This is a genomic window from Microbacterium natoriense, from assembly GCF_030816295.1.
Lineage (GTDB): Bacteria > Actinomycetota > Actinomycetes > Actinomycetales > Microbacteriaceae > Microbacterium > Microbacterium natoriense_A.
Window position 1 is genome coordinate 354,956 of sequence record NZ_JAUSXV010000001.1, and the last position, 14,198, is coordinate 369,153.

General features: G+C 69.5%; 12 protein-coding genes and 1 pseudogene. 4 read left to right on the forward strand and 9 right to left on the reverse strand.

The window, feature by feature from the left end; translation table 11 throughout:
* Nucleotide 1: 1 nt before the first annotated feature.
* The 6 genes from QFZ53_RS01690 to iolC are packed head-to-tail and all read right to left on the reverse strand — an operon-like array spanning nt 2 to nt 7,214.
* Complete coding sequence (locus tag QFZ53_RS01690; protein WP_307292847.1) at nt 2-919, reverse strand: sugar phosphate isomerase/epimerase family protein; 918 nt, start codon at nt 917-919, stop codon at nt 2-4.
* The gene (gene iolD, locus QFZ53_RS01695) at nt 916-2,841 is read right to left on the reverse strand and encodes a 3D-(3,5/4)-trihydroxycyclohexane-1,2-dione acylhydrolase (decyclizing) (RefSeq protein ID WP_292904590.1); all 1,926 of its coding nucleotides are present in this window, start codon (nt 2,839-2,841) and stop codon (nt 916-918) included. The genes QFZ53_RS01690 and iolD overlap by 4 nt, the downstream gene beginning before the upstream one ends.
* Nucleotides 2,838-3,785, reverse strand: a complete 948-nt coding sequence (iolB, locus tag QFZ53_RS01700; protein ID WP_292904588.1) for a 5-deoxy-glucuronate isomerase — start codon at nt 3,783-3,785, stop codon at nt 2,838-2,840. The genes iolD and iolB overlap by 4 nt, the downstream gene beginning before the upstream one ends.
* A gap of 7 nt (nt 3,786-3,792) precedes the next feature.
* Nucleotides 3,793-5,346 (reverse strand): CoA-acylating methylmalonate-semialdehyde dehydrogenase, encoded by a 1,554-nt coding sequence (locus tag QFZ53_RS01705; protein ID WP_307292848.1) that lies wholly within the window; start codon nt 5,344-5,346, stop codon nt 3,793-3,795.
* Nucleotides 5,347-5,356: 10 nt separating this feature from the next.
* Nucleotides 5,357-6,256 carry a Cgl0159 family (beta/alpha)8-fold protein gene (locus QFZ53_RS01710; RefSeq protein WP_292904586.1) on the reverse strand — a complete coding sequence of 300 codons (900 nt, stop codon included), beginning with the start codon at nt 6,254-6,256 and terminating at the stop codon, nt 5,357-5,359.
* Nucleotide 6,257: 1 nt separating this feature from the next.
* Nucleotides 6,258-7,214 carry a 5-dehydro-2-deoxygluconokinase gene (gene iolC, locus QFZ53_RS01715; RefSeq protein ID WP_307299335.1) on the reverse strand — a complete coding sequence of 319 codons (957 nt, stop codon included), beginning with the start codon at nt 7,212-7,214 and terminating at the stop codon, nt 6,258-6,260.
* 159 nt (nt 7,215-7,373) lie between these two features.
* On the opposite strand from iolC, the gene QFZ53_RS01720 reads away from it, so the two are divergent.
* Together QFZ53_RS01720 and cycA are read left to right on the forward strand one after the other, a co-directional pair.
* Complete coding sequence (locus QFZ53_RS01720) at nt 7,374-8,135, forward strand: GntR family transcriptional regulator (protein WP_292904582.1); 762 nt, start codon at nt 7,374-7,376, stop codon at nt 8,133-8,135.
* Nucleotides 8,136-8,241: 106 nt separating this feature from the next.
* Nucleotides 8,242-9,692: pseudogene (gene cycA, locus QFZ53_RS01725) on the forward strand (D-serine/D-alanine/glycine transporter).
* A gap of 10 nt (nt 9,693-9,702) precedes the next feature.
* Here the strand turns inward: cycA and QFZ53_RS01730 are convergent.
* From QFZ53_RS01730 to QFZ53_RS01740, 3 genes are all read right to left on the reverse strand, one after another.
* Complete coding sequence (locus tag QFZ53_RS01730) at nt 9,703-10,137, reverse strand: DUF2871 domain-containing protein (protein ID WP_307292851.1); 435 nt, start codon at nt 10,135-10,137, stop codon at nt 9,703-9,705.
* 76 nt (nt 10,138-10,213) lie between these two features.
* Nucleotides 10,214-10,837, reverse strand: coding sequence for a response regulator (locus QFZ53_RS01735; RefSeq protein ID WP_307292852.1), 624 nt, complete (start codon nt 10,835-10,837; stop codon nt 10,214-10,216).
* A complete protein-coding gene (locus tag QFZ53_RS01740) occupies nt 10,834-12,102 on the reverse strand; it encodes a sensor histidine kinase (protein WP_307292853.1) in 1,269 nt (422 codons plus the stop codon). Before QFZ53_RS01740 ends, QFZ53_RS01735 begins: the two co-directional genes overlap by 4 nt.
* A gap of 124 nt (nt 12,103-12,226) precedes the next feature.
* Here QFZ53_RS01740 and QFZ53_RS01745 point away from each other — a divergent pair, with 124 nt between their 5' ends.
* Complete coding sequence (locus QFZ53_RS01745; protein ID WP_307292854.1) at nt 12,227-13,213, forward strand: aldo/keto reductase; 987 nt, start codon at nt 12,227-12,229, stop codon at nt 13,211-13,213.
* Between the two features lie 195 nt (nt 13,214-13,408).
* Nucleotides 13,409-14,062, forward strand: a complete 654-nt coding sequence (locus QFZ53_RS01750; protein WP_307292856.1) for an IMPACT family protein — start codon at nt 13,409-13,411, stop codon at nt 14,060-14,062.
* Nucleotides 14,063-14,198 lie beyond the last annotated feature (136 nt).

The following is a 14,198-nucleotide window of genomic DNA, read 5'->3' on the forward strand; positions in this document are numbered from 1 at the left end:
GTCACGCCCAGGGGCGCAGCGCCTCGCGGTTGCGGATCTGATCGGCCCCGCGTGCGGCGCGGAACTCGGAGAGGGAGACGTCGGGGCCGTTCAGTACGTCCTGCTCGACGACGATCCAGCCGTCGAAGCCGCGGGCGTCGACGGCGTCCATCACCCCAGCGAGGTCGATGTCGCCCTCGCCGAACGCGACGAAGGAACCCGACGACCAGACCTCGCGCATGCCGCCGCCCGCGGAGAGCACGCGGGTCAGTTCGCCGAGGTCGACGTCCTTCAGGTGCAGGTGGTTGATGCGGTCCCCCCACCGGTGCACGGCGTTGAGCGGGTCTCCGCCGGCGATGAAGAGGTGACCGGTGTCGAGGGTCAGGTCGACGTCGACGTTCGCGAGAAAACGGTCGATCTCGTCGGGAGATTCCACGAACGTGCCGGCGTGGTGGTGGAAGGTCGGCTCGAAGCCGGCGGCGCGCACGATGGCCGCGGCGCGTTCGGTGTTCGCGAGGAGCCGACCCCAGGCGGCCTCGGCGAGCGGGTCGACCTCGTCGCCGCGTCCCGGCGCTCCCTGGCGGAGCGCTGAGCCGCCGTCGGCGAGCGTGGGCAGCGGCAGCCGGTCCGGTCCGTCCTGCGCGGCGTCGGAGAAGGCGCGCAGCGCCTCGTGCAGCTCGGGCAGCGCGGCCTCGAACGCCTCGTCGTCCGAGAACGGCAGTTGCACCCAGCCGCCGGCGAGTTCCAGCCCGTGGCTCCGCAGCCGCTCTCGCAGCCTCACGCCCTGACCGAAGAACCCGGACGGGCCGAGGTCGACGCCGCGGTAGTCGGACTCCGCGAGCGTCGCCAGCAGGTCGTCGGGGCTGATCGTCTCCGCACCCTCGGGGGTCAACTCGAACACGCCGAAGCTCACCGGGGCACCGGCCACCGTCGCCTTCATGCCTCTCCTCCGTCTTCTGCGCCCAGCAGCGGACGCTGCGCCGTGCGACGCTGTTCGTATTCGCGACGCGCTCGTCGCGTCGACGGCAGCGATGCCTCCTCCGGCACCGGCACATCCCACCACCCCTCGCCGTCGGGGGCGTAGAGCAGCGGATCGCTCTCGATGTGGATCACGGTCGATCGCGGCGAGGCCTTCGCCGCGGCGAGCGCGGCCGACAGGTCGTCGATCGCGGATGCCGTCGCGGGGATCTCCACGACGTCCAGTCCGTAGCTGCGCGCGTTCATCGCCAGGTCGACCGGCAGCAGCCGCTCGACCTGTGCGGGGTCGTCCTGCATCCGATACCGCGTGCCGAACCGCTCCGACCCGACCGTCTCCGACAGGTGGCCGATCGAGGCGTAGCCGTGGTTCTGCACGATCACGACGATCAGCTTGATGCCCTCTGCGACGATCGTCGCGAGCTCGGAGCTCAGCATCAGGTACGAGCCGTCGCCGACCATCACGACCACGTCGCGATCCGAGCCGTCGGCGAGCGCGCCGCGCTTCGCACCGAGGCCGCCCGCGATCTCGTATCCCATGCACGAGAACGCGTACTCGACGTGATAGCCGAGCGGGTCGCGCACGCGCCAGAGCTTGTGCAGATCCCCGGGCAGCGACCCCGCGGCCTGGACGATCACGTCCTCCGGGTCGGTGGCCGCCTGCACCGCGCCGATGATCTCGGACTGGCCTGGTCGCGCGAGGCTCGAGGGGGCGAATGCGGCGTCGACCGCGGCATCCCACTCCCGCTTCTCCCCCGCGATGCGCGTCGCGTACTCCTCGCTCACCAGGCCGTCGGGAAGCGCCGCGGCGAGCGCCATCAGCGTTTCGCGCGCGTCGGCGATCACGGGCAGCTGCGTACCGTGCTTGTACGCGTCGAAGGAGGCGACGTTGATGTTGACGAACTCGACGCCCGGGTGCTGGAACGCGGTGCGGGACCCGGTGGTGAAGTCGCTGTAGCGCGTGCCGATGCCGATCACGAGATCAGCCTCGGCGGCGAGCCGGTTCGCCGCCGTCGAGCCGGTGGCTCCGACGCCCCCGAGGTACTGCGCGTGATCCCAGGCGAGGCTGCCGCCACCGGCCTGCGTCGTGCCGACGGGGATGCCGGTGACCTCGACGAGGGCTCGCAGCTGCTCCTCGGCGCCCGAATAGATCACGCCGCCGCCTGCGACGATGAACGGACGCTTCGCGGCGCGGATCGCTCGCACGGCCCGCTCCAGCGCTCCCCGCTCGGGGACGGGACGGCGCACATGCCACTCGCGCTCAGCGAGGAACGACAGCGGCACGTCGATGCCCTCGGCCTGCACGTCCTCCGGCAGTGCGATCGTGACGGCGCCGGTCTCGGCGGGGTCGACGAGCACGCGGAGGGCATTCAGCGCGATGGAGAACAGCTGCTCCGGCCGCTGCACGCGATCGAAGAAGCGCGAGAGCGGACGGAAGGCGTCGTTCACGGTGAGCCCGATGTCCCAGGGCTGCTCGAGCTGCTGCAGCACAGGGTCGGCCACGCGGGTCGCGAAGGTGTCGCTCGGCAGCAGCAGTGCGGGCAGCCTGTTCGTCGTCGCGAGCGCGGCGCCCGTGAGCATGTTGGTCGCACCAGGGCCGACGGATGCCGCGGAGGCGAACGTCGCCCTGCGCCGGTGCATGCGCGCGAATCCGACGGACTGGTGCACCATCGCCTGCTCGTTGCGGGCCTGGTGGTACGGCATGAGGCCGGGGCGCTCGACATCGAGCTGGCGCAGCGCCTGCCCGATTCCGGCGACGTTGCCGTGCCCGAAGATGCCGAACACTCCGGGGATCGTCCGCTCGCGGATGTCGCCGTCGACCGTCCACTGGTTCGCAAGGAACTCGATCAGCGCCTGGCTGACCGACATCCTCCTGGTCGCCGTCATCGCGGCCCTCCTTCGTCGTGCTCGTCATCGTTGTCGTGTCCGTGCGGACCGGCGGCCGCGAACGGCAGCCGTGGGTCGATCGGCTGCGACGCCCAGGCGTCGCGCACCCAGGCGTGCGCCGGATCGTCGGCGATCAGCCATTCACGTTCGGGATCGGGACCCGCCATCACGTTCAGGTAGTAGAGGTCGTAGCCGGGCGCAGCGACAGCAGGGCCGTGATACCCGTAGGGCACCAGGGCGATGTCGCCCGTGCGCACCATCGCGTCGATCTCGATGTCGCCAGCGGGAGAGGAGTATGTGCTGAACAGCCCGAACGCGGCATCCGCGCCCTGCGCCGACCGATCCGCACGCGCCGCCTCGAAGTAGTAGATCTCCTCGAGCCTCGACTCGTGCCCCGGCACATGCTCGTCATGCTTGTGCGGCGGATACGACGACCAGTTGCCCGCGGGCGTGATGACTTCGCAGACGATCAGTCGCGCGGCATCCAAGGCCTGCGGCGTGCCGAAGTTGTGCACCTGACGGCTCGACGGCCCCGCCCCTCGGAGCTCGACCGGGGTCTCGCTCGCCGCGATCCTACGGGTCGGCCGGATCTCGGTCGTCGGAGATGATGCCACCGCGACTCTTCCGCTCCCGCGCACTGTCGCCGTGGCATCCGCTGAGAGGTAGAGAACATCGGTCGGGCCGTCGAAGACCGACCTCCTACCCGCGAGCTCGATCGTCGACACGACCCCTTGTTCGGTCACCTCGACCGTGAAGCTCCCGGCGAGCGGCACGACGATGCGCTCCTGTCCGCCCTCGTCCACTGCGAGTGCGGTGCCCTCTTCCAAGACGCCGATGCGCAGACCCGTGTGCTGCCAGCCGGGGATGCCGTCGTCGACGACGCTCTCCCACCCCTCGCCGGCGAGCGCGCCGCGGCGATGGAACCATCCGGTCTCGTCGTTCATGCGCCCCTCAGCGATTCTGCGGGAAGCCGAGGTTGATGCCCTCGTGCGTCGCGGGATCGAGCCAGCGGCTGGTGACCGCCTTCTCCCGCGTGAAGAACTCGAACCCGTGCACACCGTACGCCTTGGCGTCGCCGAACAGCGAGGCCTTCCAGCCGCCGAAGGAGTGGTACGCGACCGGAACGGGGATCGGGACGTTGATGCCGATCATGCCGACCTGCACCTCGGTCTGGAAGCGCCGGGCGGCGCCGCCGTCGTTCGTGAAGATCGCCGTGCCGTTGCCGAACTCGCCGGAGTTGATGAGGTCGAGTCCCTCCTGGAACGTCTCGACGCGCACGATCGACAGCACCGGGCCGAAGATCTCCTCGCGGTACGCCCGCGACGTGAGCGGGATCTCGTCGATCAGCGTCGGTCCGAAGAAGAAGCCGTCCTCGTGCCCGTCGACCACGAAGCCGCGGCCGTCCACCACGATGCGCGCCCCGTCGGCGACCGCGATGTCGACGTAGCCCGACACCTTCTCGCGGTGCGCGCCGCTGATCAGCGGGCCGAGGTCGGGCTCGCCGTCGGCATCCCCCGCGCCGTTGCCCACCCGCAGACGGGATATCCGTTCGGTGATCTTTTCGATGAGCCGGTCGGCCACCGGCTCCACCGCAATCAGGACCGAGATCGCCATGCACCGCTCGCCTGCGGCGCCGTAGCCCGCGTTGATCGCCTGGTCGGCGACGAGGTCGAGGTCGGCGTCGGGGAGCACCAGCATGTGGTTCTTCGCGCCGCCGAGCGCCTGCACACGCTTGCCGTGACGGGATGCCGTCTCGTAGATGTACTGCGCGATCGGCGTCGAGCCGACGAACGAGATCGACTGCACGACGGGACTCGTGAGCAGACCGTCGACCGCGAGCTTGTCACCCTGCAGCACCGTGAAGACGCCATCGGGGAGCCCTGCCTCGCGCCACAGCTCGGCCATCCAGAGTGCGGCGGATGGGTCCTTCTCGCTGGGCTTGAGCACCACGGCGTTGCCGGCGGCGATCGCGATCGGGAAGAACCACATCGGCACCATGACCGGGAAGTTGAAGGGGCTGACGATGCCGATCACGCCGAGCGGCTGCTTGATCGAGTACACGTCGATGCCGGTCGAGACGTTCTCCGAGTAGGCGCCCTTGATCAGGTGCGGGAACCCGGTCGCGAGCTCCACCACCTCCTGCCCGCGGAGGATCTCCCCCATCGCGTCGGAGAGCACCTTGCCGTGCTCGCGCGTGACGATCTCGGCGAGCTCGCCTTTGCGGGCGTTCAGCAGCTCGCGGAACGCGAACAGCACCGCCTGACGCTTCGCGATCGACGTGGCGCCCCAGGCCTTCTGCGCACGCTCGGCAGAGGCGATCGCCTCGGCGATCTCCTCCTCGTCGGCCAGCGCCACCCGGCCGATCACGGCTCCGGTCGCGGGGTTGAAGACGTCGGCCGTGCGGCCGCTCCTCGAAGGCCGCGGCGCCCCGTCGATCCAGTGGCCGATCTGCGGCGCATCCGTGATGGCGGCGGTCGTGTCGGCGTTCGTCGTCTCGATGGTCATGGCGTGCTCCTCAGATCAGTGCGGGGTGGACGAGTCGGGCCGCGATGTCGACGGCCGCAGCGACGTCGCCGTCGGGCGGGTAGAGAAGGGTGCGGCCGGCGGTGAGCCCGCGCACTCCGGGGAGGGACAACGCGTCCTCCCATGCGGCGAAAGTCTCGTCGGGGTCGTCGGGCGAGTCGCCGCCGAGCAGCACGGTCGGCATGGTCGTCGCCGCCATCACACGCTCCATGTCTGCGACGACGGGCAGCTTCATCCAGGTGTACGCGCTGCTGCCGCCGAGGCCGGCGGCGATCGCGATCGAGCGGATGACAGCGTCCGGGGTGAGGTCGTTGACGACGTGGCCGTCCTTCCACTCGCTCACGAAGGGCTCCAGCATGATGGGCAGACGAGCGGCGGCCGCCTGAGTGACGGCACGCGCGGTGGCCTCGAGCGTCGCCGAGGTCCCCTCGTCGTCGAAGTTGATGCGCATGAGCGTCTTCGCGAAGTCGAGGCGGGAGTCGATCAGGCTCTGCACGTCGTAGCCGGTGAAGCGGTCGTCCATCTCGAAAGATGCGGAACGGAGGCCGCCCCGGTTCATCGAACCGACCACGACCTTGCCGTCGAGCAGACCGAGGGCCGCGAGATCGTCGATGATGTCGGGTGTGCCGAGCACGCCGTCGACCCCGGGGCGGGAGAGTGCCGTGGCGAGACGGTCGAGCAGGTCGTACCGGTCGGCCATCGCCGTCGCGTCGGGTCCGACCGCGAGCGCGCCCCTGGCCGGGTGATCGGCGGCGACGATGAACATCCGGTCGTCATCGCCGAGGATCTCGCGTCTCGTGCGCGCACGCAGCGCGTCGACGATCTCGTGAGGGCGTCGGGAGCGCACCTCGCGCAGCCGGGCGAAGTCGGATGCGGTCAGCATGCCGCCCATGTCAGTTCTCCCCTGCCATCACCGCGTCGACCTCTGCCGTCGTCGGCATGGCCGTGGAGCATTCGAGGCGCGAGGCGACGATCGCCCCGGCCGCGTTCGCGAACCGGATGATCCGCTCGAGTTCCCAGCCGCTCAGCAGCCCGTGGCACAGCGCTCCGCCGAAGGCGTCGCCCGCGCCGAGGCCGTTGACGACGTCGATGATCACCGGAGGAACTTCCACCTCTTCCTCACGGGTTTTGGCGAGCACGCCTCGGGGCCCCTGCTTCACGATCGCGAGCTCGATCCCGCGATCCAGCAGCGCGTCGGCGGCGCGATGCGGGTCGGTCTCGCCCACCGCGATCTCGCACTCCTCGCGATTTCCGACGGCCACCGTGACATGATCGAGCACGGCGTCGACCTGAGCGGATGCCGATGCCGGATCGCTCCAGAACATCGACCGGTAGTCGAGATCGAGCACCGTGTGCTTGGCGCGGCCTCGCGCCGCGAGCGCTGCGAGGTGTGCGGAACGGCTCGGCTCCTGACTGAGGCCAGTGACCGTCAGCCACAGCAGATCGGCCGCACGCACGGCCTCGAGGTCGAGCTGGTCTGCGTCGATGTTCAGGTCGGGCGCTTTCGGATCCCGGTAGAAGTAGAGCGGGAAGTCGTCGGGTGGGAAGATCTCGCAGAACGTCAGCGGCGTCTTCAGCAGTGGATCGACGGCCACGCCGGCGCGATCGACACCGAGACGGTCGAGCTCGCGGTGCAGATAGCGGCCGAAAGGATCGTCTCCCACACGGGAGACGAGGGCCGGCCGGCGACCGTGCCGAGCGGCTGCGACGGTCACGTTCGCCGCGCTGCCGCCGAGATACTTGCCGAAGCTCGCCACGTCTTCGAGGCCGACCCCGCTCTGGAGCGGATAGAGGTCGACTCCGAGGCGTCCCAAGGCGATGATCTCGGGTGCATCCTGCGTCTCGGTCATGAGCCCGAACACCTCTCTGTACGACGGCATCCGCTTCGATGCTCGAATGTCCTAACAATAGCACATGGGCCCTTCGATGCAAGGGATTCGGCGATGGCACATGCGGACGTAAGATTGTCGGAACATGAACCCGTGAACGCGCGGGGCGGGGAGGGAACGATGGCCGGCGAAGAGCCCCATTGGCCGGACGAGCTGTTCGCCGACCTCGATCGCACCGGCCCCGTGCCGCTGTACTACCAGGTGTCCAGCCGCCTCGAAGCCGCCATCCACTCCGGGGCGATCCCCGCCGGCGCGCGCCTCGAGAACGAGATCGCGATCGCCCAGCGCCTCGGCCTGTCCCGGCCGACCGTCCGCCGCGCGATCCAAGAGGTCGTCGACAAGGGCCTGCTCGTGCGACGGCGCGGCATCGGCACGCAGGTGGTCCAGGGCCAGGTCACGCGTCAGGTCGAGCTCACGAGCCTCTACGAGGATCTGCAGGGCTCGCATCACGAACCGGGGACACGCGTGCTCGCCCACGAGGTCGTCCCCGCGACGGACGCGGTCGCGATCGGCCTCGGAGTCGCCGTCGGCGCGGACGTCGTCTACATCCGCCGTCAGCGCAGCACCGACGGGCTGCCTGTCGCTGTGCTGGAGAACTACCTCCCCCCGGAGTTCCGCGACATCACCACCGACGACCTCGGCACCCGCGGGCTGTACCAGATCCTCCGCGCGCGCGGAGTGACGATCAGGATCGCGAAGCAGAAGATCGGCGCCCGTCGTGCCGAGGGCGACGAGAGCGAGCTGCTCGACATCGACGACGGCGGCCCCGTCCTCACGATGGAGCGCATCGCCTTCGACGACTCTGGCAGAGCCATCGAGTACGGCCACCACTGCTACCGCCCCGACATGTACAGCTTCGAGACCACCCTCGTCGCGAAGTAGCCGATCCGGCTGACCTTCGGCGGATCACCCCGGTGACGGCATCCGCGTGCACTAGCCTGCACACCGTGCCCGCTCGCGGGCTGCAGCCGACGACCGGAGGACGACAGTGACGAATCAGCACGCAGGGGGAACGGCGACGGGAGCGGGCGAGGAGGAGCACCTGCGGCGAGCGCTGAGCAACCGTCACATCCAGCTGCTCGCGATCGGCGGAGCGATCGGCACCGGCTTGTTCATGGGCAGCGGAAAGACCATCTCGGTCGCCGGGCCCTCGGTGATCTTCGTCTACATGATCATCGGGTTCATGCTCTTCTTCGTGATGAGGGCGATGGGCGAGCTGCTGCTGTCCAACCTCAAGTACAAGTCCTTCAGCGACTTCGCGAGCGATCTGCTCGGTCCGTGGGCCGGGTTCTTCACCGGCTGGACCTACTGGTTCTGCTGGGTCGTCACCGGCGTCGCCGACGTGATCGCGATCGCCGGATACACGGATGCCCTGATCCCCGGCATCCCGCTGTGGATACCCGGACTGCTCGTCATCGTCATCCTGCTCGCGCTGAACCTGCCAACGGTCGCCGCGTTCGGCGAGATGGAGTTCTGGTTCGCGCTGATCAAGATCGTGGCGATCGTCGCGCTGATCATCACCGGCCTCGTGATGATCTTCACGGGCTTCCAGCACGACGCGGGCACGGCATCCTTCGCCAACCTGTGGGATCACGGCGGCATGTTCCCGCACGGCTTCATGGGCTTCGTCGCCGGCTTCCAGATCGCGGTGTTCGCGTTCGTGGGCATCGAGCTCGTCGGCACGGCCGCGGCCGAGACCAAGGATCCGGAGCGCAATCTGCCCAAGGCGATCAACGCGATCCCGATCCGCGTGCTGCTGTTCTACGTCGGCGCGCTGATCGTGCTGATGGCGGTCACCCCGTGGACCGAGTACGTCGCCGGGGAGAGCCCTTTCATCGCGATGTTCGCCCTCGCCGGGCTCGGGATCGCCGCCACCGTCGTCAACCTCGTGGTGCTGACCTCGGCGATGTCGAGCGCGAACTCCGGCATCTACTCGACCTCGCGCATGGTGTTCGGCCTCGCGCAGGATGGCGACGCCCCGCGCATGTTCGGCCGGCTGTCGCGGCGCAAGGTGCCGCAGAACGCGCTGTTCCTCTCTTGCATCCTGCTGCTGTCGGGCGTCGTCCTGCTGTACGCGGGCAAAGACATCGGCACGGCCTTCGACATGGTGACCACGGTCTCTGCCGTGTGCTTCATGTTCGTCTGGACGATCTTCCTGATCAGCTACATCGTGTACCGCCGCACTCGGCCGGAGAAGGCGGCATCCTCGCTGTTCCGGATGCCGGGCGGACTGTTCATGCCCTACGTGGTGCTCACGTTCTTCGTGTTCATCCTCTGGGCGCTGACGACGCAGCCCCCGACACGCTGACCGCACTGCTCGTGACGCCGATCTGGTTCGCGCTGCTCGTGGTCGCCTGGCTGTTCGTGCGCAGGTCTCCGCACCACATCTCCCGCCACGAGGCGCATATCGCGCACCTGCGCGACGACTCGACGGAGTAGCGGCGCGGGATCAGGCGGATGCCGCGACCGCAGGCTTCGCGGCGAACAGGCGTGTGCGCAGGGCGAGGAACAGCAGCACCATGCCCGCTGAGAGGAGGATGTGCCCGGTGCCGGCGATCCCGGAGATCATGGCGGACGAGTCCTGACCCAGCACGGTCAGGCACCCGTGCCACACGAGCATGGCCGACGTGAGCACGAGTCCGGCGTTGTAGATCCAGAAGAACCAGCCGAACAGGCGGCTCTCGCTCAGCGCGAACGCCTTCTCGAGCAGCAGCACGATCAGCAGCACGACGAAGCCGAGCACCAGCAGGTGCGTGTGCACGAGTCCGAGCTGTGTCGCCTGCCCCTCCGGGAAGCCGTTGGCCTTGGTGAACTCGCGATAGAAGAGTCCGGAGAGCACGCCGACGAGCATGTAGGCGAACGCGGCGTAGAAGAGCTTGCGCATGAGGGGTGTCCTTTCGAGGCTGATTCCAGACTCGCCGGACTCGCCCGCGCCCGGATCCATCGAACGGTTGACCCGATCAGAGGATGCCGGTGTCCCGCGCGATCGCGATCGCACGGGCGCGGCTGTCGGCGCCCAGCTTCTCGAAGATGTGCACGAGGTGCGTCTTCACGGTGGCCTCGGTGACGAAGAGGTTCTTCGCGATCTCGCGGTTCGACGATCCGGTGTCGAGCAGCCGCAGCACGTCGAGCTCTCGATCGGTGAGCCGCACCCTAGGCGCCCGCATGACCTCGACGACGCGCTCGCTGAGCTCGGGAGTGAGTACGAGCCCGCCCGCCGCCGCCTGACGGATCGCCTGCACGATCGCCTCCGGTGCGACGTCCTTCAACAGGTATCCGGCAGCGCCCGCCTCGATCGCTCCGAGGATCTCGGCATCACGATCGAAGGTCGTGAGGATGATGACGGCGGGAGGCGGATGCTGCGCCCGCAGCGCCGCCGTCGTCTGCACACCGTTCATACCGTCACCGAGGCGCAGATCGCACAGCACGACGTCGGGATGGAGATGCCGGGCGAGCGCGAGCGCCTCCTCGCCCGACGCCGCCTCCCCCACGACCTCGACGTCGTCGCGCCGGTCGAACAGCGAGCGCACTCCTGCGCGGACGATCGGATGATCGTCGACGAGCAGCACGCGCACGGCGGTCATGATGCGTCCCCGTCATCCGGGCGATCCGGTCGCTCGGGCGCCGCGCTCCTGGGTCCGAGCGGCACGTACGCCGAGAGCGCGGTGCCGTCACCCGGCGCGCTCTCGACGTCGAGTCCGCCGCCGAGTTCGCGCAGCCGGGCGCGCATGGCTCGCAGACCGTAGCCGCCGCCGAGCCCTCCGGCTTCGAGTCCCGCGGGCTCAAAGCCGCCTCCGTCGTCGACGACGTCCAGACGAACGGCGTCACCGGCGTCCGCCAGCGTCACCACCACCCGGGAGGCGCCCGAATGCGAGCGCACGTTCGCGAGGGCCGACTGCGCGGTGCGCAGCAGCGCGACCTCGGCGTCGAGGCCGAGAGCCGGCAGATCGTCCGCCTGCAGGGTCGCCGTGATCCCTGCTTCCTCCGACAGCCGCACCAGCATCCTCTCGAGCGCGTCTCCAAGCGCGGTCTGCTCGAGCTCCGCCGGCATGAGATCGTTCACGATGCGGCGGGCGTCGGCCAGCCCTTCCGCGGCGAGCGACGCGATCTGCTCGAGCGCGCGGGCGGTGTCCGCATCCGCCTCCCTCGCCATCCGCGCCAGCATGCCGATCGACGCCATGCTCTGAGCGACCGTGTCGTGGATGTCGCGCGACACTCTGGTTCGCTCGGCGCTCGCCCCTGATTCGCGCTGCGTGCGTGCCAGCTCGTCCTGCAGCGCGGCCATCTCGTCCTGCGTGGCGACCAGCGAGGCGATGAGCCGGCGTCGTTCGCGCGCGTCGCGCACGAGTTCGAGGTAGCCGCGCGAGATGCCGAGCGCGAAGACTCCGCCCACGAGGGGCCCGATCACGTTCGCGTAGCTGGTCGTGCCGTGATGCAGCACCGGGGCGGCGATGACGACCGCCAGGATCAGGATGCTCAGGGCCGCAGCCCACCGCATCCGCAGCACGAATCCGGCGAGCAGCCACAGGGCGAAGGCGAGCCAGACGTACTCCGGCGACAGCGCCACGGCGCCGAACCAGATCAGCGTGAGTCCGAGCAGCCAGCCGGCGGCGAGGCGCCGGTCGTCGGTGCGATCGCTGAGCAGCAGCCCGCCCCCGTACCAGCCGAGGAAGACGAGGCTGATCGCGAGCACCCACGGCAGCGGCACCCCGTCGAGGGCCGCGCGCCACGACCCGATCGCGACGAGCACCACCGTGATCGCAGCCTGGCCGATCCGCACCGAACCGATCAGCCCGGCCCAGGTGCGCGCGCGCACGGGCTCGACGGCGGAACGATCGTCAGACGGCATCCTCACATTCTTCCCCCGCGCGGGTCGACGCGCCTCCATCGATCGGTTGAGGGGTTCCATCAGCCCCTCCCACGAGACGGCGCACCGGGCGTAGCGTCGACTCACACGACGAAAGGGACAGTTGATGCACACACGCACACTCGGACAGGGCCTCGAGGTCTCGGCGGTCGGGCTCGGCTGCATGGGGATGTCGCAGAGCTACGGACCGAACCCCGGCGACCGCGGCGAGATGATCGCGGTGCTGCGCTCGGCGCTGGACCTCGGCGTCACGTTCTTCGACACCGCAGAGGTCTACGGCCCCTACGTCAACGAGGAGCTCGTCGGCGAAGCCCTCGAACCGGTGCGCGATCAGGCGGTGATCGCGACGAAGTTCGGCTGGCGCATCGAAGACGGCAAGAGCACGGGCCTCGACAGCCGCCCTGAGCAGATCCGCCGCGTCGCCGAGGAGTCGTTGCGGCGCCTGCGCACCGACGTGATCGACCTGTTCTACCAGCACCGGGTCGACCCGGCGGTGCCGATCGAAGACGTCGCCGGCACCGTGGCGGAGCTGATCGACGAGGGCAAGGTGCGGCACTTCGGACTCTCGGAGGCCTCGGCTGAGACGATCAGGCGAGCGCACGCCGTGCAGCCGGTGACCGCGCTGCAGAGCGAGTACTCGCTGTGGACCCGCGACCCCGAGGAATCCGTGCTGCCCGTGCTGGGCGAACTCGGGATCGGCTTCGTGCCGTTCAGCCCGCTCGGCAAGGGGTTCCTGACCGGAACCGTCGACCAGAAGACATCCTTCGCGGACGGCGACATCCGCGGCACTATTCCGCGCTTCAGCGAGGAGAACCGCGCAGCCAACCAGGCGCTCGTCGACCACGTCGCCGGGCTCGCGACGGCCAAGGAGGCATCACCGGGGCAGATCGCACTCGCCTGGCTGCTCGCCCGCGAATCGTGGATCGTGCCGATCCCCGGCACACGACGCACGGCGCGCATCGCCGAGAATGCGGGGTCGACGGGCGTCGCGCTCTCGGCCGACGAGGTCTCCGACCTCGACCGACTGGCCGCCACGATCGGCGTGCACGGCGACCGTTACAACCCGCAGCAGATGTCGTTCGTCGAGCGCTGACGCGCCTGCGCCCGGGTGCGTCGCGCGGGTGCGTCGCCCGGGTGCGTCGGCGGGTGCGTCGACGTCACGTGAACTCGGCGAGCGCACGAGATCTCGACGTCGACAGACCGTGCGCTCGGCGAGGTCGCGTGCACTCGGCGCGGACCGGCGCGGACCGCGGCGGCCCGCGGCATCCCGCGGCGGTAGCGTGGCCGGGTGAGCACAGACCGCCGATATCCGGCCACGATCGCCGCGGCCGTCGAGAACGAGCTGACCGTCAAGAAGTCCCGCTTCATCGCCCGCATCGAGCCGGTCTCGGATGCGGCGGACGCGGATGCCGTCATCGCCGGCATCCGCAAGAGGTTCTGGGATGCCAGGCACAACTGCAGCGCGATGATCACGGGTCTGCTCGGCGACCAGGCGCGTTCCTCGGATGACGGCGAGCCCTCGGGCACGGCCGGCATGCCGATGCTCGAGGTGCTGCGGCGGCGCGAGCTCACCGACGTCGTGGCGGTGGTCACCCGGTACTTCGGCGGAGTGAAGCTCGGCGCAGGAGGCCTGGTGCGCGCCTACTCCACGGCGGTCTCGGAGGCCCTGGATCTCGCGACGCTCATGCGCCGCGAATCGCTCACGCAGGTGAGCATCGACGTTCCGCACGGGGATGCGGGGCGCTACGACAATCTGCTGCGCGACTGGGCGGGCCACCACGGCGCCACGCTGGGCGAGCCGCGATACGCGGCGGCTGCCACTCTGGAGCTGTGGGTTCCCGCGGCGGAACTCTCGGCCCTCGCAGACGAACTCGCGGCAGCATCCGCCGGTGCGGTCGCACCCGTGGTCGGAGTCGAGCGCATCGTCGACGTCGCGGTGTGAGAGTGCTCGACGTGCCGAGTGCACGGCCGCGCGCCGAGTGCACGGGTTCCTGACGTCACCAGGGGGTGCGCTCGACAGCATCCCGTGCACTCGGCACCGAAGATCGCCGGATACGCTGGATTCCGCGGTCGGAAGG